Origin of the sequence: Mucilaginibacter sp. (assembly GCF_039935595.1) — a bacterium.
Lineage (GTDB): Bacteria > Bacteroidota > Bacteroidia > Sphingobacteriales > Sphingobacteriaceae > Mucilaginibacter.
The window spans coordinates 1-23,263 of the sequence record NZ_JBDTJZ010000058.1; the positions used below are offsets into that span (position 1 = coordinate 1).

The 23,263-nt window shown below is 39.3% G+C and carries 26 protein-coding genes; 7 read left to right on the forward strand and 19 right to left on the reverse strand.

Features of this window, described 5'->3' with window-relative positions:
• Positions 1-197: 197 nt before the first annotated feature.
• From secDF to ABI367_RS03330, 5 genes are all read right to left on the reverse strand, one after another.
• Positions 198-3,164, reverse strand: coding sequence for a protein translocase subunit SecDF (gene secDF, locus ABI367_RS03310; RefSeq protein ID WP_462226803.1), 2,967 nt, complete (start codon positions 3,162-3,164; stop codon positions 198-200).
• Positions 3,165-3,278: 114 nt separating this feature from the next.
• Complete coding sequence (locus ABI367_RS03315; protein ID WP_462226805.1) at positions 3,279-3,761, reverse strand: dihydrofolate reductase; 483 nt, start codon at positions 3,759-3,761, stop codon at positions 3,279-3,281.
• Positions 3,758-4,141: a type II toxin-antitoxin system death-on-curing family toxin gene (locus ABI367_RS03320; protein ID WP_462226807.1), complete on the reverse strand. Its 384-nt coding sequence runs from the start codon at positions 4,139-4,141 to the stop codon at positions 3,758-3,760. Before ABI367_RS03320 ends, ABI367_RS03315 begins: the two co-directional genes overlap by 4 nt.
• Entirely contained in the window at positions 4,138-4,326 is a 189-nt protein-coding gene (locus ABI367_RS03325; RefSeq protein WP_462226808.1) for a hypothetical protein, read from the reverse strand. Before ABI367_RS03325 ends, ABI367_RS03320 begins: the two co-directional genes overlap by 4 nt.
• 29 nt (positions 4,327-4,355) lie before the next feature.
• Positions 4,356-5,177: a thymidylate synthase gene (locus ABI367_RS03330; protein ID WP_462226810.1), complete on the reverse strand. Its 822-nt coding sequence runs from the start codon at positions 5,175-5,177 to the stop codon at positions 4,356-4,358.
• 136 nt (positions 5,178-5,313) lie between these two features.
• Between ABI367_RS03330 and ispE the strand changes: the two genes are divergently transcribed.
• The gene (gene ispE / locus ABI367_RS03335; RefSeq protein WP_462226812.1) at positions 5,314-6,117 is read left to right on the forward strand and encodes a 4-(cytidine 5'-diphospho)-2-C-methyl-D-erythritol kinase; all 804 of its coding nucleotides are present in this window, start codon (positions 5,314-5,316) and stop codon (positions 6,115-6,117) included.
• A gap of 61 nt (positions 6,118-6,178) precedes the next feature.
• On the opposite strand, the gene ABI367_RS03340 is transcribed toward ispE, so the two are convergent.
• From ABI367_RS03340 to tgt, 5 genes are all read right to left on the reverse strand, one after another.
• A complete protein-coding gene (locus tag ABI367_RS03340; protein ID WP_462226813.1) occupies positions 6,179-7,057 on the reverse strand; it encodes an NAD(P)-dependent oxidoreductase in 879 nt (292 codons plus the stop codon).
• Position 7,058: 1 nt separating this feature from the next.
• Positions 7,059-7,334: a hypothetical protein gene (locus tag ABI367_RS03345; protein WP_462226815.1), complete on the reverse strand. Its 276-nt coding sequence runs from the start codon at positions 7,332-7,334 to the stop codon at positions 7,059-7,061.
• Positions 7,335-8,128: 794 nt separating this feature from the next.
• Positions 8,129-9,031 (reverse strand): DMT family transporter, encoded by a 903-nt coding sequence (locus tag ABI367_RS03350; protein ID WP_462226817.1) that lies wholly within the window; start codon positions 9,029-9,031, stop codon positions 8,129-8,131.
• Between the two features lies 1 nt (position 9,032).
• Positions 9,033-10,130 carry an LptF/LptG family permease gene (locus ABI367_RS03355; RefSeq protein ID WP_462226819.1) on the reverse strand — a complete coding sequence of 366 codons (1,098 nt, stop codon included), beginning with the start codon at positions 10,128-10,130 and terminating at the stop codon, positions 9,033-9,035.
• On the reverse strand, positions 10,131-11,261 hold the full coding sequence (gene tgt / locus ABI367_RS03360; protein WP_462226821.1) for a tRNA guanosine(34) transglycosylase Tgt: 1,131 nt from the start codon (positions 11,259-11,261) through the stop codon (positions 10,131-10,133).
• Between the two features lie 194 nt (positions 11,262-11,455).
• On the opposite strand from tgt, the gene ABI367_RS03365 reads away from it, so the two are divergent.
• Genes ABI367_RS03365 through rsmG form a run of 3 tightly spaced genes read left to right on the forward strand, consistent with a single transcriptional unit; the run spans position 11,456 to position 13,789 of the window.
• Positions 11,456-12,577 (forward strand): glycosyltransferase, encoded by a 1,122-nt coding sequence (locus ABI367_RS03365; protein WP_462226823.1) that lies wholly within the window; start codon positions 11,456-11,458, stop codon positions 12,575-12,577.
• Positions 12,568-13,173 carry an RNA polymerase sigma factor gene (locus ABI367_RS03370; RefSeq protein ID WP_462226825.1) on the forward strand — a complete coding sequence of 202 codons (606 nt, stop codon included), beginning with the start codon at positions 12,568-12,570 and terminating at the stop codon, positions 13,171-13,173. Before ABI367_RS03365 ends, ABI367_RS03370 begins: the two co-directional genes overlap by 10 nt.
• Positions 13,163-13,789 carry a 16S rRNA (guanine(527)-N(7))-methyltransferase RsmG gene (gene rsmG / locus ABI367_RS03375; protein WP_462226826.1) on the forward strand — a complete coding sequence of 209 codons (627 nt, stop codon included), beginning with the start codon at positions 13,163-13,165 and terminating at the stop codon, positions 13,787-13,789. Before ABI367_RS03370 ends, rsmG begins: the two co-directional genes overlap by 11 nt.
• 135 nt (positions 13,790-13,924) lie before the next feature.
• Here rsmG and ABI367_RS03380 read toward each other — a convergent pair whose 3' ends face one another.
• The 5 genes from ABI367_RS03380 to ABI367_RS03400 all read right to left on the reverse strand — a co-directional run bounded on the left by ABI367_RS03380 (position 13,925) and on the right by ABI367_RS03400 (position 18,355).
• The gene (locus ABI367_RS03380) at positions 13,925-14,254 is read right to left on the reverse strand and encodes a hypothetical protein (protein ID WP_462226828.1); all 330 of its coding nucleotides are present in this window, start codon (positions 14,252-14,254) and stop codon (positions 13,925-13,927) included.
• A gap of 71 nt (positions 14,255-14,325) precedes the next feature.
• Positions 14,326-15,165, reverse strand: coding sequence for a hypothetical protein (locus tag ABI367_RS03385; RefSeq protein ID WP_462226830.1), 840 nt, complete (start codon positions 15,163-15,165; stop codon positions 14,326-14,328).
• 31 nt (positions 15,166-15,196) lie between these two features.
• Positions 15,197-16,036 carry a hypothetical protein gene (locus ABI367_RS03390; protein ID WP_462226832.1) on the reverse strand — a complete coding sequence of 280 codons (840 nt, stop codon included), beginning with the start codon at positions 16,034-16,036 and terminating at the stop codon, positions 15,197-15,199.
• 16 nt (positions 16,037-16,052) lie between these two features.
• Positions 16,053-17,981 (reverse strand): M56 family metallopeptidase, encoded by a 1,929-nt coding sequence (locus ABI367_RS03395; protein WP_462226834.1) that lies wholly within the window; start codon positions 17,979-17,981, stop codon positions 16,053-16,055.
• Positions 17,978-18,355 carry a BlaI/MecI/CopY family transcriptional regulator gene (locus tag ABI367_RS03400; protein WP_462226835.1) on the reverse strand — a complete coding sequence of 126 codons (378 nt, stop codon included), beginning with the start codon at positions 18,353-18,355 and terminating at the stop codon, positions 17,978-17,980. Before ABI367_RS03400 ends, ABI367_RS03395 begins: the two co-directional genes overlap by 4 nt.
• A gap of 159 nt (positions 18,356-18,514) precedes the next feature.
• Here ABI367_RS03400 and dprA point away from each other — a divergent pair, with 159 nt between their 5' ends.
• The gene (gene dprA, locus ABI367_RS03405) at positions 18,515-19,612 is read left to right on the forward strand and encodes a DNA-processing protein DprA (RefSeq protein ID WP_462226837.1); all 1,098 of its coding nucleotides are present in this window, start codon (positions 18,515-18,517) and stop codon (positions 19,610-19,612) included.
• 90 nt (positions 19,613-19,702) lie between these two features.
• Here the strand turns inward: dprA and ABI367_RS03410 are convergent, their stop codons facing one another.
• From ABI367_RS03410 to ABI367_RS03420, 3 genes are all read right to left on the reverse strand, one after another.
• Entirely contained in the window at positions 19,703-19,849 is a 147-nt protein-coding gene (locus ABI367_RS03410) for a lmo0937 family membrane protein (protein WP_462226839.1), read from the reverse strand.
• A 108-nt stretch (positions 19,850-19,957) separates the two neighbouring features.
• Positions 19,958-20,179: a DUF2795 domain-containing protein gene (locus tag ABI367_RS03415; RefSeq protein ID WP_002996718.1), complete on the reverse strand. Its 222-nt coding sequence runs from the start codon at positions 20,177-20,179 to the stop codon at positions 19,958-19,960.
• Between the two features lie 92 nt (positions 20,180-20,271).
• A complete protein-coding gene (locus tag ABI367_RS03420; RefSeq protein WP_462226841.1) occupies positions 20,272-20,820 on the reverse strand; it encodes a cob(I)yrinic acid a,c-diamide adenosyltransferase in 549 nt (182 codons plus the stop codon).
• A 104-nt stretch (positions 20,821-20,924) separates the two neighbouring features.
• Between ABI367_RS03420 and ABI367_RS03425 the strand changes: the two genes are divergently transcribed.
• Entirely contained in the window at positions 20,925-21,905 is a 981-nt protein-coding gene (locus tag ABI367_RS03425; RefSeq protein ID WP_462226843.1) for a chitinase, read from the forward strand.
• A 44-nt stretch (positions 21,906-21,949) separates the two neighbouring features.
• Entirely contained in the window at positions 21,950-22,570 is a 621-nt protein-coding gene (locus ABI367_RS03430) for a hypothetical protein (protein ID WP_462226845.1), read from the forward strand.
• Positions 22,571-22,641: 71 nt separating this feature from the next.
• Here ABI367_RS03430 and ABI367_RS03435 read toward each other — a convergent pair.
• On the reverse strand, positions 22,642-23,263 hold a 622-nt coding region (locus ABI367_RS03435), incomplete at its 5' end, for an ABC transporter ATP-binding protein (RefSeq protein WP_462226846.1).

Sequence of the window (23,263 nt, forward strand, 5' to 3'; positions counted from 1 at the left end):
GTACTGTATGTACCTTCATAGCACATCCAATAATTTTGTGGGTAAGGTCTTCATGCTGCATGGTTGTTTGAACTAAGATTAATAGGATTTAAGGATTATAACATGAAAATAGGTATAAATTTAGTTCTCACAAAAAAACCCGGTTCAATTGAACCGGGTTTTAATCCTTTAATTCTAAAAATCTTATAAATCTTAGTCTAGTTCAGATCTTTTTTTCCAAAGTCAATAATTACCGGAGTTGCCACGCAAATTGACGAGTAGGTACCAAAACATACCCCAATTAACAAGGCGAATGAGAACCCACGAATAACGTCACCACCGAATATGAATAATACTATTAACACGAATAATACGGTTAAAGCAGTAATAATAGTACGGCTTAACGTGTTGTTAATGGCGTTATTAATAACCTCTTTAGGGTTATCTGATTTTGAATGATGTGCTTCCAGGAATTCGCGGATACGGTCAAACACCACCACGGTATCATTAATTGAATAACCTATTACTGTTAATATAGCCGCAATAAAGGCCTGGTCAATTTCTAAGAAACCGAAGCCCGGCACATTTCTAAACAAGGAGAAGAAAGACAATACCATTAAAGCATCGTGCGCGGTAGCAACCATGGCACCCAAGCTGAACTGCCATTTACGGAACCTGACCAATATATAAGCCGATATAATAAGGATAGCAAACAATACAGTCCATACGGCTGATCTTTTTAAGCCTTCGGCGATAGTTGCTTCCACTTTTTGCGAACTCAAAATGTCTTTTTTAGACATTTGGGTTACCGCTTTTGTATTTAGTGTTTTTATTAAAGCGGCCTCAACTTTATTATCGGCATTGATAGTGTTGTCATCAATCAGATAATTGGTAGTGATGTTAATTTTATCACCAAGTGTTTTTACCTCGTTACCATGACCAAACACCGGGTCAATAACATCCCTAACATCCTGCGGGGTTGCATTTTTATTTTGGAACTTGATAACATACGAACGGCCACCCTGGAAATCTACACCATAATTAAAGTTTTGGGTAAACATAGATATAACGCCGGCTGTAATAAACAATCCCGAGAATATATAAAACTTGAAACGATTTTTTACGAAACCGTAATTTGCATTTTTAAAGGTATGTGAACTCCATGGGTTTGAGAATTTAATATCCCAGCCTTTTTCAAGCATCCACTCAAATATTAATCTTGAAATTAATAACGAGCAGAATAACGAAGTAATAATACCTATCATTAAAGTAGTGGCAAAACCTTGAATAGGGCCGCTACCAAATATGAATAATATTAAACCTGTTAAGAATGTACTGATGTTTGAGTCTAATATGGATGATAACGCATGTTTAAACCCGTCAGACACTGCCAGACGTAATGATTTACCCAAAGCCAATTCTTCACGTACCCGTTCGTATATCAACACGTTGGCATCAACCGCAATACCCAGGGTTAATACTATACCAGCTATACCAGGTAAGGTTAATACCGCGCGCAAGCTGGTTAATACACCCATCAGGAAGAATACGTTAATAATTACCGCTACTACCGCAACAGTACCTGCACGGTTGTAATAAGCTATCATGAATACCAATACTACTACCAAACCCATTATACATGATAGTAAACCATCGTTTATAGATTCCTGACCCAATGAAGGGCCTACCACATCCTCGCTCACAATATGCGCGGGGGTAAGTAAACGTCCGGCTTTTAATACGTTGGCTAAATCCTTGGTATCGTCAATAGTGAAATTGCCGGATATAGATGATACACCACCAGCTATCTCGCCCTGTACGTTTGGTGCAGAGTAAACATTATCATCCAAAACAATGGCTATGGCTTTTTTATCGGTGCCTGATGATGCCTCGGCGGTGATGGTACGCCATTTTTGGGCGCCTTCCGAGTTCATGGTCATGATTACTTCAGGATCGCCTTTTTGGCTATTATCAGCCCGTGCATCGTTAATAACATCGCCGGTTAAAACAGGGCCGTTATCAGCACCTGCTAATTTTATACCGTATAGTTCAAATATTTTGGTTTTCTCCAATGGCTTTACACCCCAAAGGAATTTCATATTCTGCGGGATGATAGATTTAACATCAGTGCTACGCAGGTAAGTATTTACTTTGGCCGTATCTTTTTGAGCTGCCCAACCTACAACCGGCCCCGGGCGTAATTGTTGCTGGCCGGTTTGATCCTGGTAAGAAGGTGTTTGCAATAAAGAAGCTAACGGATGCTCTGCGGCTAACGCTGCATGGCTAGCCAAAGCCGAAGTGTCTTTTTTATTGCTTTTTACTTTGTTTAATAAAGAAAGAGCGCCTTTAGCTGCCGATGTAGTATCCTTGCTGTTAGCAGCTACATTTTTGGTTTTAGCCGAATCGGCTAGTTTGTTTTTTGCTGCTAAAAGTTTATCAACAGATGATAGCAAAGGATATACTTCCAGGTTATCAAAAGTTTGGTAAAACTCCAGCTTTGCAGTACCTGATAACAGCTTACGCACACGTTCATGGTCCTTTACGCCAGGTAGTTCTATCAAAATACGGTTTGAATTTTTTTCCTGCTGTATATTTGGCTGCGTTACGCCAAACTGGTCAATACGTGTATTTAATACCGTGTATGACTGTTGTACAGCGGCGTCCGCTTCTTCCTTCAAATAACTTTCAACTTCGCTGTTCGAAGCATTAAATTTTAAATGCGCCTGATTGTCTTTAGTTGAAAATATGGTAGCTAATTTTCCGTTTGGATTTAGCTTTTCGTATTCATTAACAAACAAAGTAATATAGTCAGACTGCGTGCCATTTTTAACAGCAAGGTTTGCGTTTGCTAAAGCCTGGTTGAAAATCGGATCGGTATTATTGTTTGACAATGTTTTTACCAGTTCAACCAACGAAAGTTGCATGGTAACGTTCATGCCGCCTTTAAGGTCAAGACCCAAAGCCAATTCTCTATCTACGCAATATTGATAGGTATGATCTAAAACAGGATATACCGGCTGTGTTGCAATAGAGTCTAAATAACCCTTTTCTTTCGCTGTATCGCCCTTGGCATATATCTTCGCGTCGTTTTCAACTTTATGCGCTACCCATGTAAAAGAAAGCTGGTATATACATACAATAGCCAGCAGTATAGCGAAAAATTTAATAACCCCTTTACCTTGCATCGTGAATTAAAATATTTAATTAATTAGTTTATAAGCGTTTTAAACAAGACGGCAAATCTAATAAAATTTTACAAGCATAAAATTTATATTGAAACAAAAAAAACCTTTTAAATGTCAGCGCCGCTCTAAGGTGATAAAAGAATAAGAAAACGCATGTTTTTCATCTGCTTGATGATCTGTTCTCTCTGTTTCTTTCCATATATCTTCCTTTATTTCAGGGAAATAGGTATCACCGTCAAAATTTTGGTGAACTATGGTCAAATAAATGCGATCTGTTAATGTCAGGGCCTGTTTGTAAATTTCGGCACCACCTACAATAAAAACTTCGTCCACACCCTCTGCCAGTTTTAAAGCATCCGGCAGCGAATTTACCACCTCACAACCCTCAATCGTAATATCCTGACGGGTAATAATAATGTTTCTGCGATTGGGTAATGGCTTGCCAACCGAATAATAGGTTTTGCGCCCCATTATTATGGTATGCCCGCTGGTTATTTCCTTAAAATGTTTAAGGTCTTTAGGCAAATGCCATAATAACTGGTTGTTTTTACCAATGGCGTTGTTTTGTGCGATGGCTACTACTATAGATACAGTCATGTGGTAATGGAAACTAAATGATTTTCGATCCAAAGTTTGATCTCTTCGAATCTTATTTCGCCGCTGCTTGCGGCAATAGTCATTTTGTATTTTTCGTCTTCGAAGGCTACTATGTCCAAATTGTAAATGGATAGTGTTGCCCGCAGTAATATATAAGCTGTGCGTTTGTTGCCATCAATAAAAGGATGATTTATAATAAGACTTTCAAATATTGCCGCTGCTTTTTCTGTAGGTAACAGATACAACTCTTGCTGCCCAAAAGTTTGATAAGGTCTTGCTAAAGCAGCCAGTAGCGCGCCCTTATCTCTTAATCCATTTCCGCCACCATAAAATTTGATCGACTTTTCATGAATGGCTAACGCCGTATTTAAATCAATCATTGCGCCAATCGTCTTAAAAGATTGTCGTCTTCTTTAAAAACCTTATCTATAAACTGGTCAAGTTTTTCCTTGTCAAACGTCGGCTTTTCTAAATTATGTAAATAATCAAGAATTTCAGGTAATACACTTTCAGGCGCATTTTCTATCGCTTTGTATATTTCTGTTCTTAATTCTAAAGCCGTCATACACAAAAATACAAATTCTTATTAAAAAGTTATACCGCAACTTCCCCTTTAATATGCGGCCAGGGGTCATAATTCTCCAGCGTAAAATCTTCGTATTTAAAACTAAATATATCTTTTACATCCGGATTTATTTTCATGGTAGGTAACGGGCGCGGTTCGCGACTTAGCTGCAGCTTGGTTTGCTCCAAATGATTATTATATAAATGCGCATCGCCAAAAGTGTGTATAAAATCGCCGGCATCTAAATCACAAGCCTGAGCCACCATCATGGTAAGTAAGGCATACGACGCTATATTAAAAGGTACACCTAAAAATATATCAGCGCTTCGTTGATACAACTGGCAGGATAGTTTGCCTTTTAACTCCCCCTTCAGGGGGTTGGGGGGCTGCACATAAAACTGAAACAGGCTATGGCAGGGCGGTAGCGCCATTTGGTTTACATCGGCCACATTCCAGGCCGATACAATGATACGGCGCGAATCGGGATTGGTTTTTATTTGGTTGATGATCTGGCTTATCTGGTCAATATGCCCACCACCCGGCGTAGGCCATGAGCGCCATTGATAACCGTATACAGGGCCAAGATTTCCCTCTGCATCGGCCCACTCATCCCAAATACGTACGCCGTTATCTTTAAGGTACTTTATATTGGTATCGCCGCTTAAAAACCATATCAACTCGTGTATGATAGATTTTAGGTGCAGCTTTTTGGTAGTAACCATCGGGAAGCCATCCTGCAGGTTAAACCGCATCTGGTAGCCAAATACACTTATAGTGCCTGTGCCTGTACGGTCATGCTTTTGCGTGCCGTTCTCCATTACATGGCGCATCAGGTCGAGGTATTGTTTCATTTTAATTAGCGAATTAGTGAATTATTGAATGAGTGAGTGATTTTATTAATAATCAACTTACCAACCACAAATAAAAATAATCTATTTTTGGTATCCTACGGATGTTTAAAAATACAGGCCGTTGTTAGTCTTTTTTATGATATTATTCCCAAATGCCAAAATAAACATCGGCCTCAATATTACCGAGCGCCGCAGCGATGGTTACCATAACCTGGAAACTATTTTTTACCCGGTTAAAATTAATGATGCTTTAGAAGTTATTACTGCTGATAAATTAAGCTTCGAATCATCCGGGCTTGATATTCCCGGCAGGATGGAAGATAACCTTTGCATTAAGGCTTATCATCTGTTAAAAAAAGACCATGATATACCGCCGGTAAAGATACACCTGCATAAACATATACCCATAGGTGCGGGCTTAGGCGGGGGCTCGGCTGATGCTGCTTTTTTTATAAGGTTGATGAATGAGAAATTTGAATTGGGTTTATCAATAGATAAAATGCAGAATTACTCGCGTGTGTTAGGTGCCGATTGCGCTTTCTTTATCGAAAATAAACCCGTATTTGCTTTTGAAAAAGGGGATGAGTTTGAATCTATAAAACTTGATCTGTCTAATTTTAACCTGGTATTAGTAATGCCGCCTGTTCAAATTTATACAGCCGAGGCATTTCGCGGCGTTAAGCCCACACTACCCAAGGATTCTTTATATGAATTGATATACCTGCCCTTACCCGAATGGAAAAAGTACATAAAAAATGATTTTGAAGAATCGATCTTTAAAAATAATGTAGAAATAAGAGGGGTAAAAGCGGCGCTTTATGAAGCCGGCGCGCTATATGTCAGTATGAGCGGGAGCGGAGCTTCCGTATTCGGCATATTTGAGAAAACACCTGATCTGTCGTCCCTTGAACCAACAAACCAGGTGTTTTATGATATATGAATTACGAATTACGATGTACGATTGTTCTTTAAATCTAAAATCGTACATCGTAATTCGTAAATCAAACCCCTGCATCATCTGTAACACCACGACTTACGCCTTCTATCCAGTCCTGCTCACCACCGCCTTGTGCTATCGCAGTTAACAGGCGGTTATGCACAACACCGGCCACCGGCATAGGTATTTCGCTTTGCTGCGCCAGTTTAAAAGTAAGGCGGGCATCTTTATAGCCCAGTTTTGTTTTAAAGCCTACAGGCTCGTATTGTTTGCTGGCAATCAGTTTACCGTAGTTTTGAAATATTGGCGCGCTAAATAGGGTGGAGCTAAAAAAATCTGACACCTGTTTGCGGTCCAGTCCGTTCTTTTCGGCCAATGTATAAGCCTCGGCCATAATCTCCAGCGAGGATAATATCATAAAGTTCCCCGCTATTTTCACCACATTGGCACCACCGGCGGTTTCGCCAAAATCAAATATGCCTTGCCCCAGGTTTTCCAGTATCGGTTTTGCGGCCTCTTTTGCCAGCGAATTGCCGGATACGCAAATCCAGAGCTTTTTGGCGGCTGCAGCCTCGGGCCGACCAAATACTGTGGCGGCGATATAATTATTGCCCTGTGCGGCGTGTAATGAGGCCAGTTGTTCAGAAACCTCGGGCGAAATAGTGCTCATAGAAATATGCACCGCGTTTTTTGGCAGCGTTTGCAATAGGCTATTGGTAACTTCTTTTACAGCGTCGTCATCTGATAGCATGGTTATAACCGCTACCACATTCGCGGCGGCTTCGGCCGGGGTTTTGCATTTAATAACGGTACCGCCCAGCTCATCAATTTTTGATGCCGTGCGGTTATACACCTGTAGCTTATACCCTGCATCAACCAAATTTTTTGCCATAATAATACCCATGGCGCCTAAGCCTATAAAACCAATTTTTTGTTCCATCATTTTAATTTATATAATCGCGGTCCTCATCACTTAGTGTATCAGGATCATCTTTGTGTAACTGATCATGGTAAGCGCCAATATCATATTTTGCTTTTTTGGGTCTGCCAACAATAACGCCCAATATAAAGGCTATTAAACCCACTGCCGCCAGTACTACTAATTTTGACAGGTACACGTCTGTAAACAATATGGTGAATTTTACCTGCTCGGTATTTTGCATCAGTACTGTAGTAAGCAGTACGGTTATTACAATAATAATTATGGTTTTTAAACTCATGGTATTGGGGTGCTGATTTGTTTTTTACAATATGCGGTTTTTATCTTTTTAATAAAAGTCAATTTTAAAACTTGTTTCTTTTTATTGATGGGAGTAGGGGTAATGGTACAGCAAAAGTCTTGCCTGTTTTAAATAGTTGTGTTAATTTTTTGTTCCCGTTTTTTTGGTTTTAAAAAATGCCCGGATTTTTTACCAAAAAATCAACAGATTTTAAGCTCACCAAAAACGGAGGCAACATATAGCCTTTTTTTCAAATTTTTAGTTTTGCTATTTCAATACACTATCTGATTAAATATTCTGCGTTTTTCAGTCAATGAATTTTTACTTTAAATTATATAGATCAATAATCTGATTATAAACATATTATATATGTTTTAATAATATGTTATCAATTCGTGCTAAAATAGTTAGTATTGAAAATCTGAAAGATCAATTTTTATATCTATTGTTATTTTATATAATCTATTTAATGATTTGAATTTTAATTATTTATATAATTTTAATATATTCTTTAAAATGTAGTTTTTGGCGAAAATATACGCCTAACTTACTATGTTTTTTAAAGCACAACTGTTTATAAATAAAGCTGAAATGGGTACACTATTTGATTTTGATAATTTTGCCCCTGTTTTATTAAAATAATGTCAAACATGCTGAGATACAGATTGAAAAAGGAATAGCTTAAAGGGGCTTAAAATACGTCTGTTAAGTGCGGTTTTTTTCTCCCCTACCCTATGCAAAAATGAGAGGCCGTATGTTTTTTTAAAGGATAAGGATAGGATACTGAGAAAAAATTAAACGTTTGAGCGTTTACGAATACGGCTTTGAGCCACCGGAAAAAGAAAGATGGTTGACAAAATAAGTACAGCCCCAACCCAGAATCCGGCAGACAATTTTTGCATATCACCAAAAAAAAGGAACGACATCAGGATGCCATAAACCGGCTCAAGGTTGGTGATCAGGGCTACCCTGAACGCCGAAAGTTCGCGCATTACTGATACCCCGGCAACGTAGGCCAATGACGTACAAATGGTGCCCAAAAGCAACAGGTAGCCCAAATCTGACGGTTTTAATAACATGCTTTTGTTAAAGCCATGTGTACATAAAAGAAATATAGTGGCCAGCAAAAATGCGCCTGTTAGCTCATAAAAAGCTATTACCGGGGCCTCATTTTTTTGGACGTGTTTAGAGTTAATTATTGAAAATAGGCTGGCGCAAACGGCACTTAATAAACCTAAAATAATACCCTTAGTGTATTGGGTTTCGAATTTAAATATTAAAGTAATGCCGGTTATAATGAGCAGCCCGGCAATGATCTCCAGTTTTGAAATACTTTTTTTATTGATCAAAGGCTCCAGCAAAGCTGTAAATAAGGTTATTGATGACAGGCATACCAGGCTTACCGGAACAGTAGCCAATTTGATAGAGGCAAAGAAAAATATCCAATGGCTACCCACCAATGCGCCGGTAAGAAATAATTTAATAAAGGTTTTACGGCTAACTTTAAACGCTGTTTTGTTGAACTTGAAATATAAAAATAATGATGCCGCAGCTATAAGCACCCTGTACCAAACCAACGGTACCGCGGCTATAGATATAAGTGCGCCCAATATGCCGGTAAACCCCCATATAAATACAGTGAAATGCAGTATCAGTAAATTTTTATTGACACCTGCAGGGATTTTGTTTACAGTCATTTTATTTAGGGGCTTTGGCAAGCAAGTACAAACCTAATAACCCAAATAATCCGTTAGGTATAAATACCGCGGCTATGGGCGATAAGCTGCCTTTTATAGCAAACACCAATGCAAACTTATCAACCACAATATAAGCAAAACATAAAAATAACCCTATACCCAGCGGCAATCCTATACCACCCCGTACCTTTCGCGATGATATGGATACGCCAATCAGCATCAATACAAATGAGGATAAGGGATATACAAAGCGCCGGTATTTTTCATATTGCATGTCTTTCAGATCCCCGGCCCCACGAATTTTCTCTTTGTCTATCCTTTTATTTAACTCCCTTAACGACATGGCCGGGTAGGCGTTATTAACCACAAAATCAGATGGTTTTAAGTCAAGTACGGTATCTTTATTGGAGATGTTTACCTTTAATGTTTCCCTTAAACCGTTTATATACCGTACCGAATAATTTTTTATTGACCATACGTTTTTAACAGAATCATACACAGCCATATTAGCTACAATCTTCTCGCGCATTAAATCGCCGTCCATTTTTTCTAAAACAAACTGGTATGCGGTGTGGGTATTAGGGTCGTATGTATTTGCATAGGCATAGGTGTTTTTATCCAGTTGCAGGTGTACATCGTTTTTTGAAGCATCGCCGTTAAAGCCATGCGTGTTTTCAAAATCTATTTTAAGCTTGTTGGTAAACGGTATTAAATAAACGTTAGCAAAAAATGACAGCACGAAAATTATACTTGCCGCCACAAAATATGGTCGTAAAAAACGGTTAAAGCTTGCTTTTCCGCTTAGTATGGGCACAATTTCGGTTTGGTTGGCCATTTTAGCGGTAAAATATATTACCGCCAGGAAATTAATAAGCGGCGATAATAAGTTTATATAAAACGGGATAAAACCGGCGTAATATTTAAAGGCGATATCATAAATTGTAGTGTTGTTTCTTAAAAAGTTATCCATGTGCTCGGATATATCAAACACTACAGATATCACGATGATCAATACCATCGTGAAAAAAAATGTGCCCAGGTATTTCCCGATTATATACCGGTCAATAATTTTTATGTATCTGTTTAAAAGCGCGTTCATCTACAGTCGTTGCCCCAGGCGGTTAACCATAATTTTTTTCCAGTTATAAAATTCCCCTTCAATAATTTTTTTACGTGCCTCTTTTACCAGCCATAAATAAAAATGAAGATTATGTAAGGTAGCTATTTGCGCGCCCAAAATCTCACCCGAATGTATTAGGTGCCGTAAATAACTTTTGTTATAAAATTTATCGGCAAATAAATCGCTATCAGCCTCAATTGGCGAAAAGTCATTTTTCCATTTTTCGTTCTTGATGTTGATAATGCCATCTTTGGTAAATAACATGCCGTTTCGGGCGTTACGGGTTGGCATAACGCAATCAAACATATCAACACCTAAGGCAATATTTTCCAATATATTTACGGGCGTACCCACGCCCATTAAATAACGTGGTTTTTGCGCTGGTAATATATCGCAAACAATTTCGGTCATGGCATACATTTCTTCGGCAGGTTCACCAACTGACAGGCCGCCAATAGCATTGCCCTCACGCTCAAATGATGCAATGGTTTCTGCTGATTTTATGCGCAGATCTTTATAAACCGAACCCTGCACAATAGGGAACAGTGTTTGGCTATAGCCGTACTTGGGCTGGGTAACGTCAAAATGGTCGCAGCAGCGTTTTAACCACCGATGCGTCATCTCAATTGAACGGCGCGCATAACCATACTCGCAGGGGTAGGGCGTACACTCATCAAAAGCCATAATAATATCAGCGCCTATAATGCGCTGTATATCCATTACATTCTCGGGTGTAAACAAATGTTTTGACCCATCAATATGCGAACGGAAGGTAACACCTTCCTCTTTTATCTTACGTACCTCGCTTAATGAATATACCTGGTAGCCGCCGCTATCCGTTAAAATAGGGCCGTCCCAGCCGTTAAATTTATGCAGGCCGCCAGCTTTTTCAAGGGTATCAAGCCCAGGCCTTAAGTATAAATGGTAGGTATTACCTAATATAATTTGTGCCTGTATATCATTTTTAAGTTCGTGCTGGTGCACGGCCTTAACGGTACCTGCTGTACCTACGGGCATAAAAATAGGCGTTTGTATGGTTCCGTGATCGGTAGTTATTTCGCCCGCGCGGGCTTTTGAAAGCGGATCGTGTGCTGTTAAATTAAATTTCATTTTGCGCAGCAAAAATAGTGATTAGAGATTAGAGATTGGTGATTGGTGACCAGTTAATTGGTAATTAGGCATCGGTTTGATAAAGAACAATTGGATAATGACTACTAATAAAACTAATCACCTATTAACAAATCACTAATCACTATCAACAATCACTTTTTTTTAACAACTTTGCCCCATACTTTTAACTTAGTTTGGAAACTTATATACAAGCCGTTTTATTCGTTCTGTTTTTAATATGCTTTATTGTTCAGCTGTATTTCCCTATAGCAAACCATAGATCATTAGGCGGTTACACCCCTGCTGATGAATTGCCCAAGGTTAAGCTGCCCGTTTCAGTGATCATCAGCGCACGTAATGAGGAGCAAAATTTAAGAGAGAACCTACCTTCCATACTGGAGCAAAATTATAAAGATTTTGAAGTGGTTGTGGTTAACGATTGCTCGTATGATGGGTCTGAACAGGTTTTAGAGGAATTAAAAACTACCTATCCGCATTTAAAAGTAGTTACCATAACCGAGCATGTGCGCTTTAAAACCGGAAAAAAATTCGCGCTTACTTTGGGTATAAAGGCCGCCAAAAACGAACATCTGGTTTTTACCGATGCCGATTGCCAACCGGCCTCTGCGCATTGGGTAACCCGTATGGCCGCAAATTTTACGGGTGATATTCAAATAGTATTGGGCTATTCGCCATGTTATAAAACCAATAGCTTTTTAAACGCTACAATTAGGTTTGAAACTTTAAAAACGGCCATTAATTATTTGGCAGCAGCCTTAAATGGCGATGCTTATATGGGCGTGGGCCGTAACCTGGCTTATACAAAAACCTTGTTTTTTGGTGCCAAAGGCTTCGCGGCACACATGCATGTACTATCAGGCGATGATGATTTGTTTATAAATCAAAATGCCACGGCCTCAAATACCGCCATTGAGATACACCCTGATGCGTTTGTATATACTCATGCCAAAACAACCGTAGCATCCTTATTCAGGCAAAAAAAGAGGCACATGGGTGCAGGTAAATTATACAAAAACCGTCATCGTAATTTGCTGTCCATTGATGCGGTTAGCGGGCTGATGTTTTATGTATTATTAATAGGTGGTTTATGCTATAAGTTTGAAGCATTTTTTGTTGCCCTGATTTTGTTTGGGGTGCGGTGGATAATACAATTAATTATTTATCATAAAATATATAAAAAGCTTGGCGAGGCGCGGTTATTGTGGTATTTGCCATTGTTTGATTTTGTTTACTATCTTTATTTAACTGTATTTGGATTGATTGGAACATTTACAAAAACCAGGCAATGGAAATAAACGCCAATTTCACCGAAAACGCTAAAAATGATTTTCATTTGGTAGTAAGGGCACGCGAAGGCGATCAGAAAGCTTATGCCGACCTGATGCAGCGCTACAAAGATTCTATATACTTTATGGTGCTTAAAATGGTGAACAACAAGGAAGATGCCATGGACCTTACGGTAGAAACCTTTGCCAAAGCATTTGAGAAGTTAGAAAAATATCAGCCTGAATATGCTTTTAGTACCTGGTTGTTTAGGGTGGCCACCAATAACTGTATTGATTTTATCCGCAAAAAAAAGCTGAACACCACTTCCATTCATGGTATGATGGATGATGATGGGGATGAGCAGCCCCTGCAAATAAAGTCCGACGGGTTAAATCCCGAAGAAACTTCTATAAAAAAGCAGCAAACAGAAGAGCTGAAACAGCTTATTGATAGTTTGCCACCACGTTACCGTAATTTAATAGTACTTCGTTATTTTGATGAGCTATCCTACGAAGAGATTGCACAACAACTTGATTTACCATTGGGCACCGTAAAAGCACAGCTTTTTAGGGGCCGCTACCTGCTGGGTAATATTTTAAACCGAGTAAAAAAGAATGACATCTGACGAGCTGTTTAGCCATTTCCCTGATCTTACCGAACAACAGAAACACCAGTTTAACCAATTGCCTGCTTTGTACGACTTTTGGAACAACCAGATCAATGTAATATCACGTAAAGATATCGAACACCTTTTCGAGAGGCATATTTTACACTCATTGAGTATTGCCAAAGTTATGCCCTTTTTGCCCGGCGAGAGCGTGCTGGATGTAGGGACAGGTGGTGGTTTTCCGGGTATCCCGCTGGCCATATTGTTCCCCGATACAAAGTTTTATTTGGTTGATTCTATCGGCAAAAAAATAAAGGTGGTGCAGGAAGTTGCTAAGGCGCTGGGGTTAAAAAACCTTAGAGCAGAACATTTACGCGCCGAGCAGGTAAATGAAAAGTTTGATTTTGTGGTTTCGAGGGCGGTAACCCGTCTGGGCGAATTTTACCCCTGGATAAAAGGGAAATTTAATAAACAATCAAAAAACAGCTTACCCAACGGTATTTTATACCTTAAAGGCGGCGACCTTGAAGAGGAAATAAAAGAATCTGGACTTAAAGTGCAGCAGTATTATTTAAAAGACTATTTCCCTCAAGAATTTTTTGAAACCAAGCAGGTAATTTACGTAAAGGGGTAAGGTGTTTTTTACCCATTACAGCGGGCTGTCATCCTGAGCTACGTCGAAGGATATGCGCGTAAGGCCACTGCCCACTATGGTTCGACGGGGCTCACCATGACACTGCTCTTGTTTAAAAATGATTTATATATTTTCTTAATCTCTACCGGGTACCGGTGGTGGTGGCAATGCCGGCCCGCCCTTTCTCTTTTTAAACAAGTTTAATGGGTTTGGTGGCGGTGGTGGTCCACCTGCTGGCGGCGACGCAAATTTAGGTCCCTTACGTGCCTTGCCGTTACTTTTAAACGGGTTGATTCGTTTTAATGTTTTGCCGGCGTCACTTATCACTTTATCGGGCGTCGGTGGGGTAGGTGGCGCGCTTTGCGCAAAGCCCTTTGCCGAAACTACCAGCAAACTCAAACCAAGAAAGCCAACGACCACGTATTTTATTGATTTTTTATAAGATGATGCGGATTTAATAAACATAGCAGGTTATTTAATGAAATAGACAAATTAACTACCGAAATGTTTTATTAAACGTAAATAGCAATATTAAATTACTTTTTTGCTAAAGTGTATTCGCCCCAAAAATCGGTTGGGGCATCGCGGTATTTGTAATCATGGTCAACATCACCGTCATTACGTTCAGCTTGTGGCGGCGGAAACTTATTTATCCTTAGCCAATCTTCCGGAGTGGGAGCACCTTTAAGCTTTATATTATAGCTAAACTGTTGACCATTTGTAATAACTGAGTTTAAATACTTTAAAGGGATTGCTATTTCGTTAATGTAATTCATCTGTTTATCAAAACCACCCGCAGCCTGTATACTATTGGTATTGCTAACGGGTATCAACTCATCAATTGTTTTTATTCCGGTAACTTTAATGTCCTTAAACATATCTGCAATGCGTTTATTGCCGCTTTCAATCAAACCCTCTATTTCCTTTTTATTAGTAACCGCATCGGTTTTCAAATCCTGATACTGACGTATGGTTGATTCAAAAAGTGTTGACTTATTTATATTAATTACCGGAAACTGTATGGTTATATTATCAACGGCTTTTTCGCGTAATTTTTTATCTGTCAAGTTGCTTATGGTAAATATAATACCACCTATGCCTATTTTACTTATACTATATAAATCAGTAGCTTTTATAATTATGTACAGGTTGTCGTCATCATTGGCTATGGTATAAAAAACACGGTTTGCATTATTATAAGCCTGAAATTTATTATCCCATTCATCAACTTTGCCATCAATTTTAATATTGGCTGGGGCGCGCAGGCTAATTTCTTGTTTATTGGGTAGCTTTTGTGCGTTAGTGTATAAGGCTATTGCGCAAAATAGAAAAACAAATAATAGCAATTTTGAAAATGAATATGTTGTTGGTTTCATACGGAATAAATAATTTAGGTAGATAAATGTATTACTTTTTTGCCAAAGTGTATTCGCCCGAAAAATCTGTAGTGGCATCCAGATCTTCATTAACATTATATTGTTCGCCGCTTGAGGTATATCTATAAACTACTACAACTCCTTTTTTCATGTCATCCAATCTGCTTTTTAGCTGAATACCATAGCTGAATTTTTGTGCTATATTAGTTGACAGTCCTAAATATTTTAATGGAATTGATAACTCATAAGTATAGGCACTGTTACCGTTAAAAGCAGAGGCAACTTGTATTTTATGCTCATTATAAATAGAAAGGGTGTCGGGCACTTCGTTAATACCGGCAGTTTTAATAATGTTTGCTTTGTTCACAAGCATTTTATTGGCAGCCATTATTAAAGAGTCTGGTTGTTTTATGATCGTTGAAATACCATCGGCTTTGATAAGGCGTGGATCTGTTTCTGCATTTTTTGTTTTTATACCTGCAATAGAAATAATTTTTTGCCCATCAGGCACGCTTAATAGTGGAAATACAATTGCTTTGTTTCCTTTACCTTTCATGTTTTTCTCGCCGGCAGTATTTACAATAAACGTAACACCTACTGCAATTATCTTTTCAATTATCCGGGCTTTTGTAGCTTGTACTATCAGGTACAGGTTATTATCATCATTTGATAATGTATAAAATACATCGGTAGCACTATTGTAAGCCTGAAACTTATTATCCAATTCGCCGGCTTTGCCATCAATTTTAATAGTGGCCGGGGCGCGCAAACTTATTTCCTGTTTATTAGGCAGTTTTTGTGCGTTGGCGGTAATGGTAAACAGTAAAGCCGCTATAAGCAGCTTTACTGTTGGCATTGATTTAATTATCATGATAAGGTTTAGGTAATTAATGCGAGCCATAGCCAACCACAACTATATCTCCCAAAAGGTTTGGCGCTTTTTTTATTGATTCGTCAATTGGAGTGGTTTTTTTAGATGTTCCATCTACGTTATCCAAATACATTTCTACAATTATGATGTAATTGCCAGGGTTTCCCGGCAGTTTTTCTTTGTACGAATTTAAAACTCTTACAACTTCATCATCGCAGCCATATCCTAAGCCTTTTACTATTGTAGGTGATATTAAATTATGATCATTATCAATAGTAAATTGTGCCACTACCGGGCCGGTAATATCATTATCCTTGGCTTGTTTTGGATAGCGTATATTTTTCATCAGGTACCTGGTGAAATCTTTAGGGATAATTCCTACGGCTTTATCACTAAGGACTGATGGCGGCGGAAATCTAACCTGATCTGTTTTAGGCTTTGGCGGCGAAAGTTTAACACCTTTTTCACTTTGTCTAACAGGCGGCGGCGAAAGTTTAACACCATTTTCTTTTACAACGGGCGGCGGCGAAAGTTTAACACCATTTTCATTTTGTCTAACGGGTGGCGGCGAAAGTTTAACCCCATTTTCATTTACAATGGGTTTATCTTGCTTAACAACAGGTGGTGGAAATTTAACCACATCAGTTTTAACCGTAGACCTATCAGTTATTAAAAACTCACCAATATAACCGGGTTTACTTGTCATATTTGGATTAAGCGGGGGCGGCGGAGGCGAGTTGGTTGTATGAAGATCAACTACCAGGCTGTGTGGACCAGCTTTATCGCTAATAGGCTTATTGTAGTTTTGGAATGCGTCGCTTATCGAATTAATCAAATCATCGTTTTTAATTTTTGTTATCACTACATTTTTAATAAAGCCTTTATTGTCTAATTCAAAACTTACCGGTACACGAGCCCCAATTTGGTGATTTTTGGGATGATAAATTACGGTGTTGCGTAAGTGATTGTAAAAATCAACATACTTAATTGGTATGTCTATTACAATAGGTGGATCTTCCTTAACTATTGCTTTTGCAGGTTTTTGCGGCGCCAAATCTATCCAGCCATAGGTTTTACTAAAGCCAAGGGTTGATGCGCATAACAGCGCTGCCCCAATGGGTACTGCTACAAGGTACTTTAGCCTGGCCAAATTACCCGAACGTTGTTGGTTTAACATAATAATTCTCTTCTTTAAAAGGTTATAGGTAAAAAATGAATGCGTGATAGAAGGGCCGCTAAGGCCGTAAGCATTGCTAACCAAAAACGACGAGTAGGTAAGGGCATCGTTGGGGCTATCTACACTTTGTTCGTCGGCAATGTATTCATGTACGGTTTTAAGGCTGTTTTGTACCAGGTATATAAGCGGATTGAACCAGCTGATAATTTTCAGTAGTTCTAAAAATACAATATCAGCCGAGTGCTTTTGGCGTATATGCACCAGCTCGTGCCGTTTAATAATATTTTCGTCAGTAGCGTGCTTCCCTATAAAAAGGTAATTAAAAAAAGAAAAAGCGGTTTGACTCTCATCAATATAAATAAGGTTATAATTATGGTGCTTTAAAACCGGTTTACCAATAACCAGTTTAACCAGGCTAAACAGCTTAATAATAAACAGGAGCAGAAAAATAACCGCGCCTGCTATATAAATATACCAAAGGCCATCCTGCCAATTAAAGGGTTGTTGTGCAATTGGGGCCATAGCTATAGGTGTAACGCTGGTTGGTACGTACATAAAGGCAGTGGGCATCATTGGTGCCGGCGGCGCAACCGGGGCTTTTAACAGGCCTATTTGCATAAGGGGCAGTATAAACGCAATAATGCAACTGCTTACCAGATATATCCTGTTTAACAGGTAATGAGTTTCTTTATTTAAAAATAAACAGTAAGCTATATAAAATACCCCCAGGTATATATTAGCCTCTAACAGGTAATGCAGCCAGTTCATGATCTTTTATTTTTAAGTTTATCAATCAGTTGGGTTAGTTCGTTAAGCTCTTTTATGCCCAATTTCTTCTCGTCAGCAATAAATGATACCAGACTCTCGTACGAGTTGCTGAAGTAATTGCTCATCATTTTATCAAACGTGAACTTTTTATACTGCGCCTCGCTTATCAACGGGAAATACACGTGCGAGTTGCCATACGCCTTATGGTCAATAAAACCTTTTCCCTCCAGCACACGCACCACGGTTGATACCGTGTTATAGGCGGGTTTTGGGTCGGGCATTTTGGCTAAAATGTCTTTTACTATGGCTTCTTCCAGCTGCCATAATAGTTGCATTACCTGTTCTTCTGCTTTGGTGAGTTCTTTAATTTTCATAGCAAACTATTTAAATAGTTAACTAAGGTAAAACTATTTTGATAGTTTGCAAACTATTTTTGCAGTTTTATTTTCGACCATGATTTTTAGGATTAATGGATGATAGGATTTTTTATATATTTATCGTCTGCACATCAACTAAATCTGCACATCGAACACATGTCATTACTTCACCAGCTTGGTTTAACTTATATAAAAGCAATAGGTCCAACACTTGCCAAGGCAATGCTGGCCCATTTTGGCGATGCCGAGGGCGTTTTTAATGCTACGGAAGCCAAACTGCTTAAGGTGCCGGGTATAGGCACTAAAACCATAGCCCAGCTTGATTTTGAAGCCGCGCTTGAAAAAGCAGCTGCCGAAATAAAATTTATTGAACAAAACAACGTCGACGTTATTTTTTATACCGACGCAGCTTACCCCAAACGGTTAAAAAACTGTTCAGATTCGCCGGTGTTGTTGTTTAGTAAAGGCAATGCCGACTTAAATAACCGCCATGTAGTAAGCATAGTAGGTACACGCAACGCTACGGATTACGGCAAACAATTATGCCATCAGTTAATTGAGGAGTTGCAGCAATATAATGTATTGGTGGTAAGCGGGCTGGCTCATGGTATTGATGTAGCTGTGCATAAAGAGTGCGTTAAAGCAAACGTGTCTACCGTAGGTGTGCTTGGGCACGGGCTTGATAGGCTTTACCCCAGTCAAAACCGTGCTACAGCCGATAAGATGCTTGAAAATGGCGGCTTATTAACCGAATACCCATCGGGTACATTGCCCGGTCCTGAAAATTTTCCGCAACGTAACCGTATTGTAGCCGGCATGGCCGATGCCACCATAGTAATTGAAGCAAGTGTAAAAGGCGGTGCGTTAATTACTGCCGAAATAGCCAATGGCTATAACCGCGATGTTTTTGCTTTTCCGGGCAGGGTAGGTGATGAATATAGCGAAGGGTGTAATTTTTTGATACGTAATAATAAAGCTGCCTTGCTTACCTGCGCCGCCGATCTGGCTTATAGTATGGGTTGGGAAAAGGCAGATACTATTAAACCCGTTGAGCAATTTATGCTGCCGCTTGATTTGACCACGGTGGAGCGCGCTTTATTTGAGATTATACAACAACATAAACAGCCGCTGGCAATTGACGACCTTACCATTAAGGCCAATATGCCCATGAGCCAGTTGGCTATGAACCTGCTAAATATGGAAATGCAGGGGTATATACGCTCGTTGCCGGGTAAAATGTATCAGGTTAGTTAGATTTAAGAATCAAGAGACAAGAATCAAGAACCTAAATGGTTTGCAAATTTGTGCCTTAATTCTTGGCTCTTGAATCTTGACTCTCAAAAATCAGGCTCTTCTTATTACACCTAATAATAAAGCCACAATAGCTATTACCAATAAAACGTGAATTATTCCGCCGGCAGAATAATAGAAAAATCCTAATGCCCATCCTATGATCAGGATAACTGCAATAATGTATAATAAACCTCTCATTGTTGTGTTGTTTTAGTTTGATGATGGTAATGCCAAAATCATTCCAAAAACGGCTACAACAAAAAAACCCTGCAATTGCAGGGTTTTGTAAAGCTAAATATGTATAAATTAATATTCGTCCTCGTTAAAAAAGAAATCGTCCTTAGTAGGGTAATCAGGCCATATTTCTTCTATATTTTCATACGGTTCGCCATCATCCTCTAATGCCTGCAGGTTTTCAATAACCTCAACCGGTGCGCCGGAACGTATAGCATAATCAATTAATTCATCTTTTGTTGCAGGCCAGGGTGCATCTTCCAGGTGCGATGCTAATTCAAGTGTCCAGTACATATTTTATAAGTTATTGTTTAAAGTCTAAAAAATCAATTTTCGCAAAAGTATAATATTTTTAAATTGATTAATCATATATTTTTTAAATTTTTTTATATACGTGCAATCCATTCATTTTCAGGTATATTTTGTTCGTTCGCTACTTTACGGGCCAGTACAAATAAATAATCGCTTAGTCTGTTCAAATAAATGGTCACTTTATCATCAACATGGCTTTGCTGTGCCAAATGCACGGTTACCCTTTCGGCTCTGCGGCATACACACCGGGCCACATGGCAATAAGCTATAACGGTATTACCACCGGGCAATATAAAACGCTTTAACGGCGGTAAATGCAGGTTCATGGCGTCCATTTCTGTTTCCAGCAGTTCAATATCCGCTAAATGCAAATCGGGTGTTACCATGCGCGATTTTTCCGGATCAGCCGCCAGTAACGCGCCTATGATAAACAACCTATCCTGTATTTGTTTTAAAATTTCTTTATGATACCTGTTAATATCCTGGCTGCGTATCAGGCCAATGTAAGCGTTCAACTCATCAACGGTGCCGTAACTTTCAATGCGTAAATCGTATTTAGGTACCCTGGTGCCGCCAATTAACGAGGTGTTGCCATCATCGCCGGTTTTAGTATAAATTTTCATTGCGTTACTGTACCATCAATTATTTAGCTAAACATAGCTAATAATTACTTTAATAGTTAAACTTGCAATAAAATTTACTGTCAGCAGTTATATAACCATTTATTATGCGGTATACTTCATTACTTAAATACCTATTGGTGCTATTGCCATGCATGTTGTGGTTGGGCTTTAAAAAATATACGGTTACTGTTAAAGCCGCTGCCAGGCCGGCAACTGCATTTAATTTAATAACCGAGCGGCAATTTAACACGCTTTTTCCGCAGCGAAATAAGTTTTATACCTATGCTTCGTTTATACAGGCTATAAAAGACATGGCCAATTTACAGGTTAAAGTAACCCGCCGGTCCACCTCAATTTACCAGATTATACGCACTGATAAAAAAACCGGGAAGACCGCCACCGTAAGGCAGGATCAGGATTGGAATGAGGACTGGGCCAAAACAAAGCCTGATAGCACCTACACCATTAACTACGCAAATTTTTGTGCAGAAAAGGATGCCCAAACTAATAAAAAGGAGTTGGCGGCTTTTCTTGCCCATATAGCTCACGAGACGCGCGAAGGTGAAGATGACAAATTTAACGATGGTTTAATGGCTATACACGAAGATAATACCAGCAATGGATATATCGCTGCCAATGATTTATACCCGCCTATGGCCGGGAAAAAATATTATGGGCGAGGGCCAATACAGCTAAGCTATAATGGAAATTATGGCCGGGCGTCTGATTTTATTTTTGGAGATAAACATGTCCTTCTTAATAATCCCGAACTGATAGAGACCGACCCCGTTGTGGCCTTTAAAACCGCTATATGGTTTTGGATGACGCCCGAAACGCATAAACCATCGGCACATGACGTGATGATTGGTAAATGGCAGCCCAATGCCAATGATAAGGCAAAGGGCCGTACGCCGGGTTTTGGAATGACCATTAATATTATAAACGGCGCTTTAGAGTGCAATAAGGGCGACAACCATAGCATGAACCAGCGTATTGGCTTTTACCAGTTTTTTTTAAAAAAGCTGGGTACAACAGATCCTAACTGCGCCTGCTCATGCGCTAAAATGCAGCCCTATCAATATTGATTATTAACGGGCATTTGTTAATTTTGATAAACTAACCCGCACCTATGCCCGATTTTCCATTTGATACAGTTGGCCTTACTTCCGAACAGATTGATAATTTCCAGGAAACATATACCGCGTTAAAAAGCAAATTCAACATTCAGCAAACCGGGGATATTGATTTCCATTTGGAGGATTTTGAAGTATTTAAACGTTTTTTCGCGGTTAACTTACGCGACTCGTTCCTCATTAAACATAGCGGTTGCAGCAGCTATGTGCTCTTTACAGAAAATCATATTAAACTACCACACGATAAGGGAGGAATATCTGAATTTTGCGAGTGCCAGATCTGGGCACTGGCCTACCTGAAGCGCAACCTGGGCCGTGTACTCATCCGCCCCGAAACACTGGCCGATAAAATAATTGAACTGATACACCCCATTGAAATTGATTTTAAAGAAGATAAAGCCTTTAGCGATACATTTTACGTGGTAGCAAATGATCATGAAAAAGCCGTAAACGGTATTGACCGTAATTTACGCAATGCAATAATGGATGTGCGCGAAGACGATTTTATAATTGAGATAGCCGACCATACGCTAATTATCGGCAGCAAAAAGCCAATAACCGCCGCCAGGGCCGTGCATTTAGCTGAGTTTGTGGCCAGGGTGGCATCGATGTGCTAAAGAGTAATATAGAATAATGAATCTTGAATATCGAACGTCGAAGTTTATTCGTAATTCAAAATTCATTATTATTAAATTGCCGTAGTACCTTTTCTTACCGTATGTATATCGGTATTTAAATAATCTTTTTCAATCAAACCATCGCGCATACGTACAATACGATGAGCATGTTGAGCGATGTCTTCTTCGTGGGTTACTAATATAATGGTGTTGCCTTTGTCGTGTATATCTTCTATCAGGCCCATAATTTCTATGGATGTTTTGGTGTCCAAATTACCTGTAGGCTCATCAGCCAATATGATGGATGGGTTATTAATTAACGCACGGGCCACAGCTACACGCTGGCGCTGCCCGCCTGATAACTCATTGGGGCGGTGATCTACCCGATTGCCCAGGCCTACATTTTCTAAAGCCTGTTTGGCGCGATCCATTCTGTCCTGCTTATTAACGCCCGAATATATAAGCGGCAGGGCCACATTATCCAACGCGCTGTTGCGGGGCAATAAGTTAAATGTTTGAAAAACGAAGCCAATTTCTGAGTTACGCACTTCGGCCAGTTCATTATCCGTCATCTGGCTTACATTGATACCGTTCAATATATATTCGCCATGCGTAGGGGTGTCCAGGCAGCCCAAAATGTTCATCAGGGTTGATTTGCCCGATCCCGACGGACCCATCAAAGCCACAAACTCA